The organism is Ottowia sp. (genome assembly GCF_035444425.1).
Classification (GTDB): Bacteria; Pseudomonadota; Gammaproteobacteria; order Burkholderiales; family Burkholderiaceae_C; genus Ottowia.
The window spans coordinates 1-15,417 of sequence record NZ_DAOMOQ010000057.1 but is presented as its reverse complement, the minus strand read 5'-3'; the positions used below and the strand labels follow the sequence as shown (position 1 = coordinate 15,417).

General features: G+C 68.8%; 15 protein-coding genes. 3 read left to right on the top strand and 12 right to left on the bottom strand.

The window, feature by feature from the left end:
* Window positions 1-1,364 (top strand): polyhydroxyalkanoate depolymerase (locus PK606_RS14940; protein WP_324565101.1); only part of this gene is annotated, 1,364 nt, incomplete at its 5' end.
* 66 nt (window positions 1,365-1,430) lie between these two features.
* Window positions 1,431-2,102, top strand: a complete 672-nt coding sequence (rsxB, locus tag PK606_RS14935; protein ID WP_324565099.1) for an electron transport complex subunit RsxB — start codon at window positions 1,431-1,433, stop codon at window positions 2,100-2,102.
* Between the two features lie 418 nt (window positions 2,103-2,520).
* Here the strand turns inward: rsxB and PK606_RS14930 are convergent, their stop codons facing one another.
* The 3 genes from PK606_RS14930 to PK606_RS14920 are packed head-to-tail and all read right to left on the bottom strand — an operon-like array spanning window position 2,521 to window position 7,246.
* Entirely contained in the window at window positions 2,521-3,576 is a 1,056-nt protein-coding gene (locus PK606_RS14930; RefSeq protein WP_324565097.1) for a 2-oxoacid:ferredoxin oxidoreductase subunit beta, read from the bottom strand.
* Window positions 3,573-5,399 (bottom strand): 2-oxoacid:acceptor oxidoreductase subunit alpha, encoded by a 1,827-nt coding sequence (locus PK606_RS14925; RefSeq protein ID WP_324565096.1) that lies wholly within the window; start codon window positions 5,397-5,399, stop codon window positions 3,573-3,575. Before PK606_RS14925 ends, PK606_RS14930 begins: the two co-directional genes overlap by 4 nt.
* Window positions 5,396-7,246, bottom strand: coding sequence for an FAD-dependent oxidoreductase (locus PK606_RS14920; protein WP_324565094.1), 1,851 nt, complete (start codon window positions 7,244-7,246; stop codon window positions 5,396-5,398). Before PK606_RS14920 ends, PK606_RS14925 begins: the two co-directional genes overlap by 4 nt.
* 223 nt (window positions 7,247-7,469) lie before the next feature.
* Here PK606_RS14920 and PK606_RS14915 point away from each other — a divergent pair, with 223 nt between their 5' ends.
* On the top strand, window positions 7,470-8,756 hold the full coding sequence (locus PK606_RS14915; RefSeq protein WP_324565093.1) for a phospholipase D-like domain-containing protein: 1,287 nt from the start codon (window positions 7,470-7,472) through the stop codon (window positions 8,754-8,756).
* Between the two features lie 270 nt (window positions 8,757-9,026).
* Here PK606_RS14915 and PK606_RS14910 read toward each other — a convergent pair whose 3' ends face one another.
* From PK606_RS14910 to PK606_RS14870, 9 genes are all read right to left on the bottom strand, one after another.
* Window positions 9,027-9,488, bottom strand: a complete 462-nt coding sequence (locus tag PK606_RS14910) for a VOC family protein (RefSeq protein ID WP_324565091.1) — start codon at window positions 9,486-9,488, stop codon at window positions 9,027-9,029.
* 137 nt (window positions 9,489-9,625) lie between these two features.
* Complete coding sequence (gene pncA, locus PK606_RS14905) at window positions 9,626-10,252, bottom strand: bifunctional nicotinamidase/pyrazinamidase (protein ID WP_502920858.1); 627 nt, start codon at window positions 10,250-10,252, stop codon at window positions 9,626-9,628.
* 11 nt (window positions 10,253-10,263) lie between these two features.
* Entirely contained in the window at window positions 10,264-11,001 is a 738-nt protein-coding gene (locus PK606_RS14900) for an SGNH/GDSL hydrolase family protein (protein WP_324565089.1), read from the bottom strand.
* 20 nt (window positions 11,002-11,021) lie between these two features.
* On the bottom strand, window positions 11,022-12,113 hold the full coding sequence (locus PK606_RS14895) for a serine hydrolase domain-containing protein (RefSeq protein WP_324565088.1): 1,092 nt from the start codon (window positions 12,111-12,113) through the stop codon (window positions 11,022-11,024).
* Window positions 12,100-12,402: a DUF167 domain-containing protein gene (locus tag PK606_RS14890; protein WP_324565086.1), complete on the bottom strand. Its 303-nt coding sequence runs from the start codon at window positions 12,400-12,402 to the stop codon at window positions 12,100-12,102. Before PK606_RS14890 ends, PK606_RS14895 begins: the two co-directional genes overlap by 14 nt.
* 2 nt (window positions 12,403-12,404) lie before the next feature.
* On the bottom strand, window positions 12,405-12,803 hold the full coding sequence (locus PK606_RS14885) for a type II toxin-antitoxin system death-on-curing family toxin (protein ID WP_324565085.1): 399 nt from the start codon (window positions 12,801-12,803) through the stop codon (window positions 12,405-12,407).
* Window positions 12,800-13,033, bottom strand: a complete 234-nt coding sequence (locus PK606_RS14880) for an AbrB/MazE/SpoVT family DNA-binding domain-containing protein (protein WP_324565084.1) — start codon at window positions 13,031-13,033, stop codon at window positions 12,800-12,802. Before PK606_RS14880 ends, PK606_RS14885 begins: the two co-directional genes overlap by 4 nt.
* Window positions 13,034-13,128: 95 nt before the next feature.
* Window positions 13,129-13,653: a hypothetical protein gene (locus PK606_RS14875; RefSeq protein ID WP_324565082.1), complete on the bottom strand. Its 525-nt coding sequence runs from the start codon at window positions 13,651-13,653 to the stop codon at window positions 13,129-13,131.
* 27 nt (window positions 13,654-13,680) lie between these two features.
* Window positions 13,681-15,417, bottom strand: a 1,737-nt coding sequence (locus PK606_RS14870) for an ATP-binding protein (RefSeq protein ID WP_324565081.1), incomplete at its 5' end; no start/stop codon positions are given.

Sequence of the window (15,417 nt, the reverse complement as noted above, 5' to 3'; positions counted from 1 at the left end):
TCGACAAGCCGTTCTGCCAGCTGCGGCGCTTCAAGCGCTTCTCGGACGATCCGGCCACGCTTGACAAGCTCAAGGGCCAGCCGCCGGTGCTGATCGTGGCGCCGCTGTCGGGCCACTACGCCACCCTGCTGCGCGACACCGTGCGCACCATGCTGGAAGGCCACAAGGTCTACATCACCGACTGGAAGGACGCCCGCATGGTGCCGCTGTCGGAGGGCGAGTTCCACCTGGACGACTACGTCAACTACATCCAGGACTTCATCCGCCACCTGCAGGGCAAGTACCGCAACTGCCACGTCATCAGCGTCTGCCAGCCCACCGTGCCGACGCTGGCGGCGGTGTCGCTGATGGCCAGCCGGGGCGAGAAGACGCCGGTCACCATGACCATGATGGGCGGGCCGATCGACGCCCGCAAGTCGCCCACTACCGTGAACGCGCTGGCCACGCGGCGCAGCTACGAGTGGTTCGAGAACAACGTGATCTTCCGCGTGCCGACCAACTACCCGGGCGCGGGCCGCCGCGTCTATCCGGGCTTCCTGCAGCATGCCGGCTTCATCGCCATGAACCCGGATCGCCACGCCACCAGCCACTACGACTTCTTCCGTGACCTGATCAAGGGGGACCAGTCCAGCGCCGAGACGCACCGCAAGTTCTACGACGAGTACAACGCGGTGCTCGACATGGACGCCGACTACTACCTGGAGACCATCAAGACCGTGTTCCAGGACTTCAACCTGGTGTATGGCACCTGGGACGTGCGCTCGCCCAAGGGCAAGCTCGAGCGCGTGCGCCCGCAGGACATCACGACCACGGCGCAGATGACCGTCGAAGGCCAGCTGGACGACATCTCCGGCGCCGGCCAGACCCGCGCCGCGCACGCGCTGTGCAGCGGCGTGCCACGCCGCGAAGGCGACCACCTGGAAGTCAAGGGTGCCGGCCACTACGGCATCTTCAGCGGCCGCCGCTGGCGCACCGTGGTGTATCCGCAGGTCAAGGCCTTCATCGCCGAGTTCCATGCCAGGGCCCTGGAAAGCGACGAGGTGGTGATGCCGGCTTCGCTCACCCTGCAGCCGACCACCATCACGTCCAAGGCGCAGCGCGCCGCCGCCGAGGAACTGGGCCAGTTGCGCCTGGACGACCTCGACGCCTTCATGCCCGGCGAGCCGCCGGCCCCACCCGCCCGGCAGCCCGCAGCCAGCCGCCCCAATGGTGCCACCGGCCACGTCAACGGCGCTGCCGCACCGGCTAGCAAGCGTGCCAGCCGTGGTACGGCCAGCAAGACCGCAGCCAAGAAGCCGGCTGTCAAGGCCAGCACCACGCCGGTCCGCGCCAAGCGCGGCAATGGCGCGGCGCGCACGCGCTGACCCGCTCAGCAAGTCGGTTTCCGGCGCCCGCTTCGGCGGGCGTCGCCGTTTTGGTATCGTGCCGCCATGAGTGACGACGCGCGCCGCGCCCTGGCAGCCCGCCTGCTCGACGCGCTGCCGCAGACCCAGTGCACGCGCTGCGGCTACCCCGATTGCGCCGCCTACGCGCAGGCCATCGCGGACGGCGAGGCGGCGATCAACCAATGCCCGCCCGGCGGCGCCGAAGGCATCCGGCACCTCGCCGCGATCACCGGTCAGCCCGCCCTGCCCCTGAACCCGGACCACGGCGTCGAAGCCCCGCGCGGCGTGGCCTGGATCGACGAGGACTGGTGCATCGGCTGCACGCTGTGCATCAAGGCCTGCCCGGTCGATTGCATCATTGGCGGCAACAAGCGCATGCACACCATCATTGAGTCACAGTGCACCGGCTGCGAGTTGTGCGTGCCCGCCTGCCCGGTCGATTGCATCGCGATGGAGCCGGTCACCGGCGAGCGCACCGGCTGGGATGCCTGGTCGGCGCCGGAAGCCGCCGACGCACGCGCGCGCTACGAAGCCACCACCGAACGACGCCAGCGCGCCGAGCAGGAACAGGCCGCGCGGCTGGAACAGAAGGCCGTGGAGAAACTGGCCAAGCTGCCGGAGCTGAGCAAGGGCGCCACCGATGCCGAACCGGACCGCAAGCGCAGCGTGATCGAGGAAGCGCTGGCCCGGGCACGCGCTCAGCGCGCCAAAGGTTGATCAACCAACCCCCTCCCACCCCGATACCCAGAAACACTAGCCCGAGCGCAGTAATGGCCCGTGTGGACTTCACCCCCCTCTGGCCGTGCCGAGAAGCGCAGGGCGTGGGGCGGGCGCGGCAGCACAGCATGCCGCGCTTCGTGATCTGACTCGCTGCGGATGTCCGAGCGGAGCGCCACAGGCGCGCAGCGAGTTTCGCAGCGCCGCCCCATGCCCGAGCATCGCAGGCTGCCCCGAAGCGAAGCGCAGGGGACACGGCCAGTGGGGCCGCCTTTCTTTTGCCTACTTTTCTTTGGCGGGCAAAGAAAAGTAGGTGCGCCGCCGGGCGCACATCCCGGCCAGCAGCACCACCAACACCAACACACCCAACCCCACCCGCTGCGCTGCCACCGCCCCCACCAACTACAGACCGGCTGCCTCAGCGCAGACTCGCGTTGATCTTGTCCAGCGTCGCCACCCCCGGACACAGATCAGCCACACCCAGGCTGTTCAGCGGCCGCGCGCTGGTGTTCTGCGCCGTGTGCAGATCACCCGCCTCGGCCTCGACGTAGAGCAGTCCGGTCAGCAACTCACCCTCCGCCGCCCGCGCATGCATGTAGCTCATGGCGGCAACGCGGTCGGTCGGGTCGTAGTCCGGGTGCAGCTTGCGCAAACGCAGCACGCTGCCGTCGTGCTGCTCGACGTCGAGCATCTGGCCGGGTTCGATGGTCGCGGTAATCTCGTCGCGCCGCGGAATGAAGTCGATCCGGCTCACCGCCTCATTGTGCTCGCGCACCCAGTCGTAGCTGCGCGTCGAGCCGGCGTGGTTGTTGAAGGTGACGCAGGGGCTGATGACGTCGATGAAGGACGCGCCGCCATGCCCCACGGCGGCCTTGATCAGCGGCACCAGCTGCGCCTTGTCGCCCGAGAAGCTGCGCGCCACGAAGCTGGCGCCGAGCTGCATCGCCATGCCGACCAGGTCGACCGGGCTGTCGCGGTTGACCGCGCCCTTCTTGCTCTTGCTGCCCTTGTCGGCGGTAGCCGAGAACTGGCCCTTGGTCAGGCCGTAGACGCCATTGTTCTCGACGATGTAGACCATGTTGACGTTGCGCCGCATGGCATGCGCGAACTGCCCCAGGCCGATCGAGGCCGAATCGCCGTCGCCCGAGATGCCCAGGTACAGCAGCTCGCGATTGGCCAGGTTGGCGCCGGTCAGCACACTGGGCATGCGCCCGTGCACGCTGTTGAAGCCGTGGCTGGCACCGAGGAAGTAGTCCGTGGTCTTCGACGAGCAGCCGATACCCGAGAGCTTGGCCACGCGGTGCGGCTCGATGTCCAGCTCCCAGCAGGCCTGGATGATGGCGGCCGAGATCGAGTCGTGCCCGCAGCCGGCACACAGCGTCGAGACCTTGCCCTCGTAGTCGCGCCGGGTGTAGCCGACCCGGTTCTTCTCCAGCGACGGATGGCGCAGGCGGGGTTTGGCGATGTAGGTCATGGGTTGTCCTGCGGTGCGACGACGGCGGCCACCACGTGCTCGGTGATGGCCTGGGTGATGAAGCGTGCGGTGATCGGCGTGCCGTCGAAGTGCAGCACGCGCTGCAGCTTGGCCGGGTTGATCTCCAGTTCGTTGATCAGCAGCGAGCGCAGCTGGGCGTCGCGGTTCTGCTCGACCACGAACACCAGCTCGTGCGCGTCGATGAATTCCTTGACGGTGTCGGGAAACGGGAACGCGCGCAGGCGCAGCGCATTGACGTGGATGCCGCGGCCGGCCAGCACGTCGAGCGCCTCGTGCATGGCCGGGCTGGTCGAGCCGTAGAAGATCACGCCCAGGCGGGTGCGCTTGGCGGCCGGGCGCGGCACCGGCTGCGGCACCAGGGTGGCGGCGGTGGCGAACTTCTTCAGCAGCCGTTCGACGTTGTAGATGTAGTCCGGCCCGCGCTCGGAGTAGCGCGCGTAGGCATCGCGCGTGGTGCCGCGGGTGAAGTAGCTGCCGCGCGTCGGGTGCGTGCCGGGCAGCGTGCGCCAGGGGATGCCGTCGCCGTCGACATCCTTGTAGCGGCCGAAGTCCATCTGGTCGAGCTGCGCCGCGCTCATCACCTTGCCGCGGTCGTAGTCGCGCGCTTCGTCCCACTCGAACGGCTCGCACAGGCGCTGGTTCATGCCGATGTCGAGGTCGGTCATGACGAACACCGGCGTCTGCAGGCGATCGGCCAGGTCAAGCGCGGTGGCGGTGTGCTCGAAGCATTCCTTCGGGTCTTCCGGGAACAGCAGCACGTGCTTGGTGTCGCCGTGCGAGGCGTAGGCGCAGGCCAGGATGTCGGCCTGCTGGGTGCGCGTCGGCATGCCGGTCGATGGCCCGCCGCGCTGCACGTTGACGATGGTGACCGGGATTTCGGCGAAGTAGGCCAGGCCGATGAACTCGGTCATCAGCGACACGCCGGGACCGGAAGTGGCGGTGAAGGCGCGCGCGCCGTTCCAGCCGGCGCCGACCACCATGCCGATCGAGGCCAGCTCGTCCTCGGCCTGCACGATGGCGTGGTTGTGGCGGCCCTCGGCATCGACGCGGTACCTGGCGCAGTAGCTCATGAAGGCCTCGGCCACCGAGGTCGAGGGCGTGATCGGGTACCAGGCGCACACGGTGGCGCCGCCGTACACCGCGCCCAGGCCGGCCGCCATGTTGCCGTCGACGAAGATGCGCTGGCCGACCTTGTTGGCGCGCTCGATGCGGATCGGCAGCGGCGCCGCCAGATGCTCGGTGGCGAAGTCGCGGCCCAGCTTCAGCGCCTGCACGTTGGAGGCGATCAGCTTCTCCTTGCCCTTGAACTGCTCGCCCAGCAGCTTCTCGATCACCGCCATGTCGATGCCGAGCAGCACCGACAGCGCGCCGACGTACATGATGTTCTTGAACAGCTGGCGCTGGCGCGGATCGCTGTAGACGGCGTTGCAGATCTCGGTCAGCGGCATGCCGATGACGGTGATGTCGTCGCGCAGTTCGCCGGGCGGGCGCGGCCGCGTGCTGTCGTACAGCAGGTAGCCGCCGGAGGCGATCTCCTCCAGGTCGGCGGCCCAGGTCTGCGGATTCATCGCCACCATCATGTCGACGCCGCCGCGCCGGCCCAGGTAGCCCTTCTCGCTGACGCGCACCTCGTACCAGGTCGGCAGGCCCTGGATGTTGCTGGGGAAGATGTTGCGCGGGCTGACCGGCACGCCCATGCGCAGGATCGCCTTGGCGAACAGCTCGTTGGCGCTGGCCGAGCCCGAACCGTTGACGTTGGCGAACTTGATGACAAAGTCGTTGATGCCCGTGATGCGCCTCATGCCGCCGCCCCTTCTTCCCTGGCCTGCCGCCCCACCATCGCCGCCGCGCCGCCGGCCTTGGCGGTGTGCAGCAGGAACTTCTGCATGTCCCAGGCGCCGGTCGGGCAGCGCTCGGCGCACAGGCCGCAGTGCAGGCAGACGTCCTCGTCCTTGACCATCACACGCCCGGTCTTCAGTTCGCCCGACACCAGCAGGGCCTGCTCGGCGTTTTCGGCCGGCGCATTCAGGCGACCGCGCAGGTCGGCCTCGTCGCCGTTGCCGGTGAAGGTGATGCAGTCCATCGGGCAGATGTCGACGCAGCCATCGCACTCGATGCACAGCTTGTCGGTGAACACCGTCTGCACGTCGCAGTTGAGGCAGCGCGCCGCTTCCTTGAAGGCGGTGCGGGCGTCGAAGCCCAGTTCGACCTCGACCTTGATGCTGGCCAGCGCCTTCTCGGCCTTTTCCCACGGCACCTTGTAGCGCAGGTCGTTCGAGGGATCGTGGTCGTAGCTCCACTCGTGGATGCCCATCTTCTGCGACACCAGGTTGGACCAGGGCGCTGGGCGCTTGGCGACCTCGCTCCCGCCCACGAACAGGTCGATCGACACCGCCGCCTCGTGGCCGTGCGCCACCGCGGTAATGATGTTCTTGGGCCCGTAGGCGGCGTCGCCGCCGAAGAACACCTGCGGCAGCGTGGACTGGAAGGTCGGCACCCTGCCCTCGCCCTGGCCCAGCAGGGGCAGGCCCCACTGGTCGAACTCGATACCGACGTCGCGCTCGATCCACGGGAAGGCGTTTTCCTGTCCAACAGCGATCAGCACCTCGTCACAGGGGAAGAACGGATCGGGCTCGCCGGTCGGCACCAGACGGCGCCGGCCCTTGTCGTCGTATTCAGCGCGCACGATCTCGAAGGTCATGCCGAGCAGCTTGCTGCCCTCGTGCACGAAGCTCTTGGGCACGTGCATGTTGATGATCGGAATGCCCTCGTGCTGGGTGTCTTCCTTCTCCCAGGGCGAGGCCTTCATCTCGTCGAAGCCCGAGCGCACGATGACCTTGACGTCCTCGCCGCCCAGCCGCCGCGCCGAACGGCAGCAGTCCATGGCGGTGTTGCCGCCGCCGAGCACGATGACGCGCTTGCCCGTCTGCGTGATGTGGCCGAACGACACCGAGGCCAGCCAGTCGATGCCGATGTGGATGTGCGCGGCGGCTTCCTGCCGGCCCGGAATGTCGAGGTCGCGCCCGCGCGGCGCGCCGCAGCCGACGAAGATGGCGTCATAGCCTTCATCCAGCAGCGCCTTCATCGAATCGACGCGCTGGCCGCTTCGGAACTCGGCGCCGAGCGCGAACACGTAGCCGACTTCCTCGTCGATCACGCTCTCGGGCAGGCGAAAGCGCGGGATCTGCTGGCGCATGAAGCCGCCCGCCCTGGCCTCGCCGTCGAACACCGTCACCTCGTAGCCCAGCGGCGCCAGATCGCGCGCCACCGTCAGCGAGGCCGGGCCGGCGCCGACGCAGGCGATGCGCTTGCCGTTGGACGGCGCCGAACGCGGCATGCGCGGCACCACGTCGTCCTTGAGATCGGCGGCGACGCGCTTGAGCCGGCAGATCGCCACCGGCTCGGGCTTGTCCATGTTGGCCTCCTCGACCCGGCCGCGCCGGCAGGCCGGCTCGCAGGGCCGGTCGCAGGTGCGCCCGAGCACGCCGGGAAACACGTTCGACACCCAGTTGACCATGTAGGCATCGGCGTAGCGCTGCTGCGCGATCAGCCGGATGTACTCGGGCACGGGGGTGTGGGCAGGGCACGCCCATTGGCAATCGACGACCTTGTGGTAGTAGTTCGGATCGGCGGTGTTGGTCGGCTGCAATGCTGATCTCCTGGTTCTCCGCCGGACCGCGGGGACAGTCCGGATGCCACGTGTTAACCCACAGTCTATTACGGCGCCGGGCCAATGGCGTTGATGCCCCCGCTCGGCCGGGTGTCTCGGTTCACGCGGGCGCAGGCGAAGCCGTCCTACGCCGCCGGCGAGCCGCCACGCCTAGACTGCAAGCCGCAGCCACCTGCACACGCACCCGCCCCGGCATGGCGCCATGACCCCACGACGACGCAAGATGCTCTGGACCATCGCTATCACGGCGCTCGTCACGCTGATTGGCGTGGTGCTGGCGATGAACTTCGCCACGCCCGAGAAGAAGCTCGAGCGCAAGATCGAGCACCACTACGCGCTGGCCGACCCGCAGTACCGGCGCGAGATGAGCGTGATGCTGGGCCCGGCCATCGTGCCCGGCAACCGCGTCGAAGACCTGCACAACGGCGACCAGATCTTCCCGGCCATGCTGGGCGCGATCCGCGCGGCGCGCAAGACCATCACCTTCGAGACCTACATCTACTGGTCGGGCGAGATCGGCAGGGAACTGGCCGAGGCGCTGGCCGAACGCGCGCGCGCCGGGGTCGCGGTGTCGGTGCTGCTCGACTGGGTTGGCAGCCTGAAGATGGACGAGGCGCTGATCCAGCTCATGAAGGATGCCGGTGCCCGCGTGCACCGCTACCGGCCGCTGCACTGGTACAACCTGGGCCGCATGAACAACCGCACCCACCGCAAGCTGCTGGTGGTGGACGGCCGCGTCGGCTTCACCGGCGGTGTCGGCGTGGCCGAGCAATGGACCGGCCACGCGCAGGACCCCGACCACTGGCGCGACATGCACTTCAGGCTGGAGGGGCCGGCGGTGGCGCAGTTCCAGGCCGCCTTCAACGACAACTGGATCAAGGCCACCGGCGAGGTGCTGAACGGCGCCGACTACTTTCCGCCGCTGCAGCGTGCCGGCGACATGGACGCCCACATGTTCATCGCCTCGCCGGCCGGCGGCAGCGAGAGCATGCACCTGATGTACCTGATGGGCATAGCGGCGGCCGAGCAGTCGATCGACCTGCAGGCCTCGTACTTCGTGCCCGATGCGCTGATCCACAAGGCGCTGATCGCGGCGCGCCAGCGCGGTGTGCGCATCCGCATCCTGGTGCCCGGCAAGCACATCGACTCCGAGACCGTGCGCCTGGCCTCCAAGGCCGAATGGGGTCCGCTGCTGCAGGCCGGCGTCGAGATCCACGAATACCTGCCGACCATGATGCACAACAAGCTGCTCATCATCGATCAGGAAATGGTCTCGGTCGGCTCGACCAACTTCGACGTGCGCTCATTCCGCCTCAACGACGAGGCCAGCCTGAACGTCTACGACCGCGGCTTCGCGCAGCGGATGACGCGGGTGTTCGAGGACGACCTGAAGCACACCAAGCGCTACACCTACGAGACCTGGGCCGCGCGGCCGCTGAAGGACAAGCTGATCGAGCGCTTCGTGCTGCCGATCAAGTCGCAGCTGTAGACCGGCCAGCGTAGTTTCGGCTCAAGTGTTTGCACCGCGGATACGCGAGTTCAAGCTGCTCAAGGGGCGGCCGGCCGACCCTTGTCGGGGGTGCGCTGCGCTCACATCGACCAGGTTGGCAGCGCTGTGGGAGCGGCGGCAGCCGCGAATGGATGTTTGCGATGGGTACCACAGCTTGATTCGCGGCTGCCGCCGCTCCCACAGCCGCTCCCGCACAGGGGACCCAAGTTGCAGCGCCTGGAACCGTATGCATCCAAGCCAAGAATGCGCTTACCCAAGCGCCGCGATCACCTCCGGCGGCGCCTGCACCAGTTCGATCAGCACCCCCTCGCCGGCAATCGGGAATTCGTCGCTGGCCTTCGGGTGCAGGAAGGTGATGTCGTAGCCGGCCGCGCCCTTGCGGATGCCGCCCGGCGCGAAGCGCACGCCCTGCGCCGTCAGCCACTCGACCGCCTTCGGCAGGTCGTCGATCCACAGGCCGACGTGGTTGAGCGGCGTGGTGTGCACGGCCGGCTTCTTGTCGGCATCCAGCGGCTGCATCAGGTCGACCTCGACCCTGAACGGGCCGCTGCCGATGGCACAGATGTCCTCGTCGACGTTCTCGCGCTCGCTCTTGAAGGTGCCGGTCTTCTCGAGGCCGAACATGTCGATCCACAGCCTCTGCAGGCGCCGCTTGTCGGGGCCGCCGATGGCGATCTGCTGGATGCCGAGGACTTTGAAGGGACGGGTCATGGGATGGGTTCCGGGGTGGTTGGAGATTCATTTATTGAACGCCGAGGACGCGAAGCTTGCAAAAAAGGCGCAGAAAGAGTGCAGTGCCTGTTCTGCGGCTTCTGCGCTGCTTCAGCGTTCTCAGCGTTCAAGGGTTTTCAGGGGTTGGACAGCGCCAGCGAATCGATCCGCCGCACCCCAGCCGCCGTCATGTCGGCCCAGGCCCTGGCCAGTGAACCGTCGAGGTCGATGGCGCGGCAGGCGTCCTCGATCACGGTGACCTCGAAGCCTTCGGCGCGCGCATCCAGCGCGCTCCAGTTGACGCAGTAGTCGGTCGCCAGGCCACACAGGTACACGCTGCTGATGCCGCGCGCCTTCAGGTAGGCAGCCAGGCCGGTGGTGGTCCGGCGATCGGCCTCGACGAAGGCCGAGTAGCTGTCGACCTCGCGGTGAAAGCCCTTGCGGATGATCAGCTGCGCGCGCGCCAGCTGCAGCTCGGCATGCAGCGCGGCGTCCGGCGTGCCCTGCACGCAGTGCTTGGGCCACAGCACCTGCTCGCCGTAGGGCAGCTGGATGGTCTCGTACGGCTGCCGCCCCGGGTGGTTGGCGGCAAACGACACATGGTCGGCCGGGTGCCAGTCCTGCGTCAGCACGATGTTGGCGAAGCGCGGCGCGATGCGGTTGATGACCGGCACGACGGCGTCGCCGCCGGCCACCGGCAGCCCGCCGCCGGGCATGAAGCCGTACTGCACATCCACCACCAGCAGGCAGCTGCGTGAATCCATGGTCGCTGTGGTCATGGCTTGAAATCGATCCTCCTGCACAAGGAATCCTGATGGTAACGACGAATCGCGGCCGCGGCGGCCCGGGCCCACAAGACATTGGCGCGCGCACCGGGATGAAAGCCGTCGCTGGCCATCAGGCTGCGCTCCATCGGGAACGGCGTGTGCAGCAGCTCGCAGCCCGGCGTGCGTGCGGCCAGTTCGCGCAGCGCCGCGTTGAGCCGCCGCGCGCCGCCGCCCATGTACCAGCGCAGTGGCTGCGGCAGCGCCGGGAACAGATGCATTGGCGGCACCGGCGTCAGCACGCACAGGCGCACGCCGCACTGCGCGCGCAGGCGCGTCAGCAGTTCGGCGTAGTCGCGCCGCCAGCGCGCCGGCGGCGTGCGGCCGGTGACGTCGTTGACGCCGACCGACAGCAGCGCGATGTCGAACTGCTCGCCCGCCAGCGCCGGCAGGCGTCGGGCCAGCTGCGCCAGGTCGTCGCCGGTGTGGGCGCACAGGCGCCGGTGCACGTTGTGGGTCGGTGCCAGTTCGGCCAGCAGCCGGCCGGTCAACGCCTCGCCCTGGCTGGCCACGCCGACGCCGGCGGCGGCCGAATCGCCCAGCACCAGCAGGCGCAGCATCGGCCCGCTGCCGCACTCGCCGGCGCGCGGGCCACCCGGTTCGGGCAGGCGCGGCGTGATGCGTCGCACCCGGCGACCCTGCCACAGCAGCAGCGGCGCCAGGGCGGCGGTGACCAGGGCGTGGCGCATCGGGTCGATCCGTCCGCGCTTCAGCGCAGCCGCTGCAGCGCCGGCAGGATGTCGCGGCGGATCAGGGTCAGTGCCTGGCCGCGCGCGGCGCTTTCCGGCGTGCGTCGCGAGGTCGCGGCCACCACCAGTTCGAGCGCCGGCACCACGTAGATCCATTGCCCGCCGTAGCCATTGGCCATGGTGGTGCGGCGCTCGGACTTGCGGCTGGGCGCGGTGGACGCGACCCACCACAGGTAGCCGTAGGCCGCATTCAGGGGCGGGCCGCCGGCGCTGCGCCGTTCGGTGGCGGCGCGCACGAACGCCGCCGGCAGCAGCGCCCGACCCTGCCACTGCCCCTGGTGCAGCACCAGCTCGCCGATGCGCGCCATCGCGCGCGTGCTGAGCGACAGGCCCAGGGCGCCCAGGTCATGGCCTTGCGCGCCCTGGCGCCAGGCGAAGTGACGGATGCCGAGCGGCTCGAACAGCCGCTGGCGCGCATAGCTCGACAGCGGCTGGCCGACAGCATTGGCCAGCGCCAGCGCCAGCAGGTTGGCGGCGCCGTTGTCATAGGCAAAGCGCGTGCCCGGATCGGCCACGAAAGGGCGGCGCACCAACTGGCGCAGGTCGTCGTCGCGGTCGCGCCGCGCGCTCTGCTCGCCCGGCCAGCCGGCCGTCATGCCCAGCAGGTGCTCGAAGCGCAGTTGCCGCACGCGCGCATCGGCGCCCAAGCGCAGCATCTCGGGCAGGCGCAGCGCCACCAGCTGATCCGGCCCGCGCACCAGCCCGCCCGCCTGCGCGATGCCGAACAGCAGCGCCAGCACGCTCTTGGTGACCGACTGGGTGTCCTGCAGGCTGTCGGCAGTCAGGCCGGCACGGTAGAACTCGAACGCCAGCTGGCCGCGGTGCAGCACCACCACGCTTTGCACGTCGGTCAGCTGGGTGCGGATGCGCTCATCGAGTCGTGCCAAGGCCCGCTGGTGCTGCGCCGCGAGTACCGGGGACGCGACCGGCCAGTGCACGCCTGACGCCGCCCGCTGCGCCCACGCCGGCGATGGCGGCGTGATCGCCAGCAGTGCGGCGGCGCCGCACAGCCGGCGCCGGTCCATCAGCAGGGCGGCATCACTGCGCGCCATCACCGGCCGCCATCCACGCATCCACCTGCGCCTGCGCCGCATCGCGCTCAACCGCGCTGCCGAAGCGCAGCTGCAGCAGCTTCTGCCGCCCCGATGCGCCGTGCAGCAGCTCGACCTGGGTTTTCGGCACGCCGAAGGCGCGCGCGGCCCAGGCGATCAGGGCCGCGTTGGCCTTGCCGTCTACCGGCGGCGCACCCAGCCGCACGCGCAGCGCGCCGCCGTGCTCGCCAGCGGCCTCGGTGCGTTTGGCGCCGGGCGTGGCATGGATCGGCAGCTTGAGCAGGTGCATGTTCAGCGCGGCTGCAGGTGGCGGCGCAGCCAGGCGGCGAAGGCGGCTCCGTCGATGTCGCCGGCGGCCAGGGACAGGGTGGTCAACACGGCGCTTTCATCGCTGGCCGTCATGACGTAGCCATTTATCAACAGGAACAATTCGGCCGCCACGTAGCCGGTGCGCTTGTTGCCATCGATGAACGGGTGATTGCGGATGAGGCCGAACGCATAGGCGGCCGCCAGATCGGCCGCATCGGGTTCGCCGTAATGCGCCAGTTGCCGCGCCCGTGCCAGCGCGGAGTCGAACAGGCCTTCGTCGCGCAGGCCGGGTGCGCCGCCGTGCTCGGCCAGTTGCTCCTCGTGCACGGCCAGCAGCACGTCGCGCGGCAGCCAGCACCACGCCTGGTTGGCGGCGCTCATTTGGCCAGTTCACGCAGCACGTTGCGGCGCTTGCGCATGATCTCGCGCGCCAGCTCCATCTGCTCGGCGAATTCGGCATCGTAGGGACGCAGCGCCACGCCGTCGGGCAGTTCGGTGACGAACAGCGAATCGCCCTTGCCGACCTTCAGCCGCGCCAGCACTTCCTTGGGCAGGATGACGCCGACCGAGTTGCCGATCTGGGTGACTTTGAGCGCGATGGAGGTGGACATGAGGTATTCCGGCAATCGATAGTTATAACAATTGTTATATGGTACGCCTGCCCCGGCCAGAAAGCAATCGACTGGCGCCGTGCAAGCTGACAGGCTCAGCCTCGGCCCGAAGCCGCCAGCCTGGCCGCCCGCGCGCGCACCGAGGCCTGCGGCGATTGCAAGGCCTCATCCAGCGACTCGGCGGCGGCACGCGCGAACGGCTCGCCGCGCGGTGCCAGTTCGTGCAGCGCCTGCAAGGCGTTGACCTGAACGATGGCGCTGGCGTCGTGCAGCGCGGCGCGGATCGCCGCCAGCACCGCCGCATGTTCCCGCGGCGCCCAGGCGGCGCGCGGCAGCATCTGCATCAGGTGCCAGCGCAGCTCCTTGGGCTGCGGTGCCTGCGCCAGTTGCAGCAGGTCGGCGCGGTGCGCATCGATGAAATCCGGCTGCCGCTGGCTGAACTTTTCCAGCGCATCGGCGCAGCGCATGCGCACGACCGGATCGGTCGCCGCCAGCAGGCCCTGCCACAAGACCTCGGCACACGCCGGATCGGCGATCGCCGCGCGCGCCGCCGCGTCGGCCTGGCCTATGGACCTGCGATCGCCGCCGCGCAGGGAACGCAGCAGCGGATGCTCGCCCACGTCCTTGCAACCGGCGTCGCGCGGCGTTTACTCGAACTCGACGATCGCCTGATCGACCGCCAGACTGTCGCCCTGCTGCGCCCGGATTTCCTTCACCACGCCGTCGGCGCTGGCAAACAGCACGTTCTCCATCTTCATGGCCTCGATCACCGCCACGCGCTCGCCGGCCTTGACCTCCTGGCCCGGCTTGACGGCCACCTGCACCAGCAGACCGGGCATCGGCGACAGCACGAACTTGCTCATGTCGGGCGGCGCCTTGTAGGGCATCAGCTGGTGCAACTCGGCGGTGCGCGGATGCATCACGATGGCGTCCATCTGCGTGCCGTTGTGGATCACGCGGATCACCAGCGGGTTCTTGGTCTTGCCGCGCTCCATCTGCGCCGTGAACGGCTTGCCGTCGACGCTGCCGGTGATGCGCGCGTCGCCGAGCGAACGGTCGACCTCGATGCGGTAGGTCTTGTCGCCTTCCGGCAGGTGCAGGGTGATGGGCGTGGCCTGGCCCGGCGCGGTTTCGGCCACCGTCACGCGGGTGTAGCTGTTGGCGCCGCCCTCGCCCAGCACGCAGACCGTGAAGTCGCGCCGCGGCAGGCGCTTGAAGCCCTCCCAGAACTGGCCCTGCAGGCCGCTGGCGCGGTTGCGGTAGAACATGTGCAGGTGCGCCGCCAGCGCCAGCAGGAAGGGCGGATCCTCGTGCGGCACGTCCTCGGCCCGGAAGCCGTGCGCGTAGTGCTCGGCGATGAAGCCGGTGTTGAAGTCGCCGGCAACGAACTTCGGGTGCGCCAGCAGCGCGGCCTGGAACGGGATGTTGCTCTGCACGCCCTTGATGACGAAGCCGTTCAGGGCTTCCCGCATGCGCGCGATGGCATCGTTGCGATCTTGGCCGTGCACGATCAGCTTGGCGATCATCGAGTCGTAGTACATCGGGATCTCGCCGCCATCGACCACGCCGGTGTCGACGCGCACACCGACATCGGTGGACGCCTGCCCCTGGAACAGGTTCTGCTCCGGCGGCTCGAAGCGCACCAGCCGGCCGGTGGAGGGCAGGAAATTGCGGAACGGATCCTCGGCGTTGATGCGGCATTCGATGGCCCAGCCGACCTTCTTGACGTCGGCTTGCGTGAACGACAGCTTCTCGCCCGCGGCCACGCGGATCATCTGCTCGACCAGATCGAGCCCGGTGATCAGCTCGGTCACCGGGTGCTCGACCTGCAGGCGCGTGTTCATCTCCAGGAAGTAGAAGTCCTGGTCCTTGCCCACCACGAACTCCACCGTACCGGCGCTCTGGTACTTCACCGCCCTGGCCAGCGCCACCGCCTGCTCGCCCATGGCGCGCCGCGTGGCGTCGCTGATGAAGGGGGAAGGCGCTTCCTCGATCACTTTCTGGTGCCGGCGCTGGATCGAGCATTCGCGTTCGTTCAGGTAGACCACGTTGCCGTGGCTGTCGCCCAGCACCTGGATCTCGATGTGGCGCGGCTGCTCGACGAACTTCTCGATGAACACGCGGTCGTCGCCGAAGGAGTTGCGCGCCTCGTTGCGGCAACTGGTGAAGCCGTTGAATGCCTCCTTGTCATTGAAGGCCACGCGCAGGCCCTTGCCGCCGCCGCCCGCCGACGCCTTGATCATCACCGGATAGCCGATGCCCTTGGCGATCTCCACCGCCTGCTCGGGCGTGTCGATGGGGTCGTTGTAGCCGGGGATGGTGCTGACCCTGGCCTCGGTCGCCAGCTTCTTGGACGCGATCTTGTCGCCCATGGCGGCGATCGA

Bases quoted from the DNA above. Each gene is read 5' to 3' on its own strand.
- rsxB (WP_324565099.1), top strand. From the start codon at position 1,431: ATGAGTGACGACGCGCGCCGCGCCCTGGCAGCCCGCCTGCTCGACGCG.
- PK606_RS14930 (WP_324565097.1), bottom strand. From the start codon at position 3,576: ATGACCTACATCGCCAAACCCCGCCTGCGCCATCCGTCGCTGGAGAAG.
- PK606_RS14925 (WP_324565096.1), bottom strand. From the start codon at position 5,399: ATGAGGCGCATCACGGGCATCAACGACTTTGTCATCAAGTTCGCCAAC.
- PK606_RS14915 (WP_324565093.1), top strand. From the start codon at position 7,470: ATGACCCCACGACGACGCAAGATGCTCTGGACCATCGCTATCACGGCG.
- PK606_RS14910 (WP_324565091.1), bottom strand. From the start codon at position 9,488: ATGACCCGTCCCTTCAAAGTCCTCGGCATCCAGCAGATCGCCATCGGC.
- pncA (WP_502920858.1), bottom strand. From the start codon at position 10,252: ATGGATTCACGCAGCTGCCTGCTGGTGGTGGATGTGCAGTACGGCTTC.
- PK606_RS14900 (WP_324565089.1), bottom strand. From the start codon at position 11,001: ATGCGCCACGCCCTGGTCACCGCCGCCCTGGCGCCGCTGCTGCTGTGG.
- PK606_RS14895 (WP_324565088.1), bottom strand. From the start codon at position 12,113: ATGGCGCGCAGTGATGCCGCCCTGCTGATGGACCGGCGCCGGCTGTGC.
- PK606_RS14890 (WP_324565086.1), bottom strand. From the start codon at position 12,402: ATGCACCTGCTCAAGCTGCCGATCCATGCCACGCCCGGCGCCAAACGC.
- PK606_RS14885 (WP_324565085.1), bottom strand. From the start codon at position 12,803: ATGAGCGCCGCCAACCAGGCGTGGTGCTGGCTGCCGCGCGACGTGCTG.
- PK606_RS14880 (WP_324565084.1), bottom strand. From the start codon at position 13,033: ATGTCCACCTCCATCGCGCTCAAAGTCACCCAGATCGGCAACTCGGTC.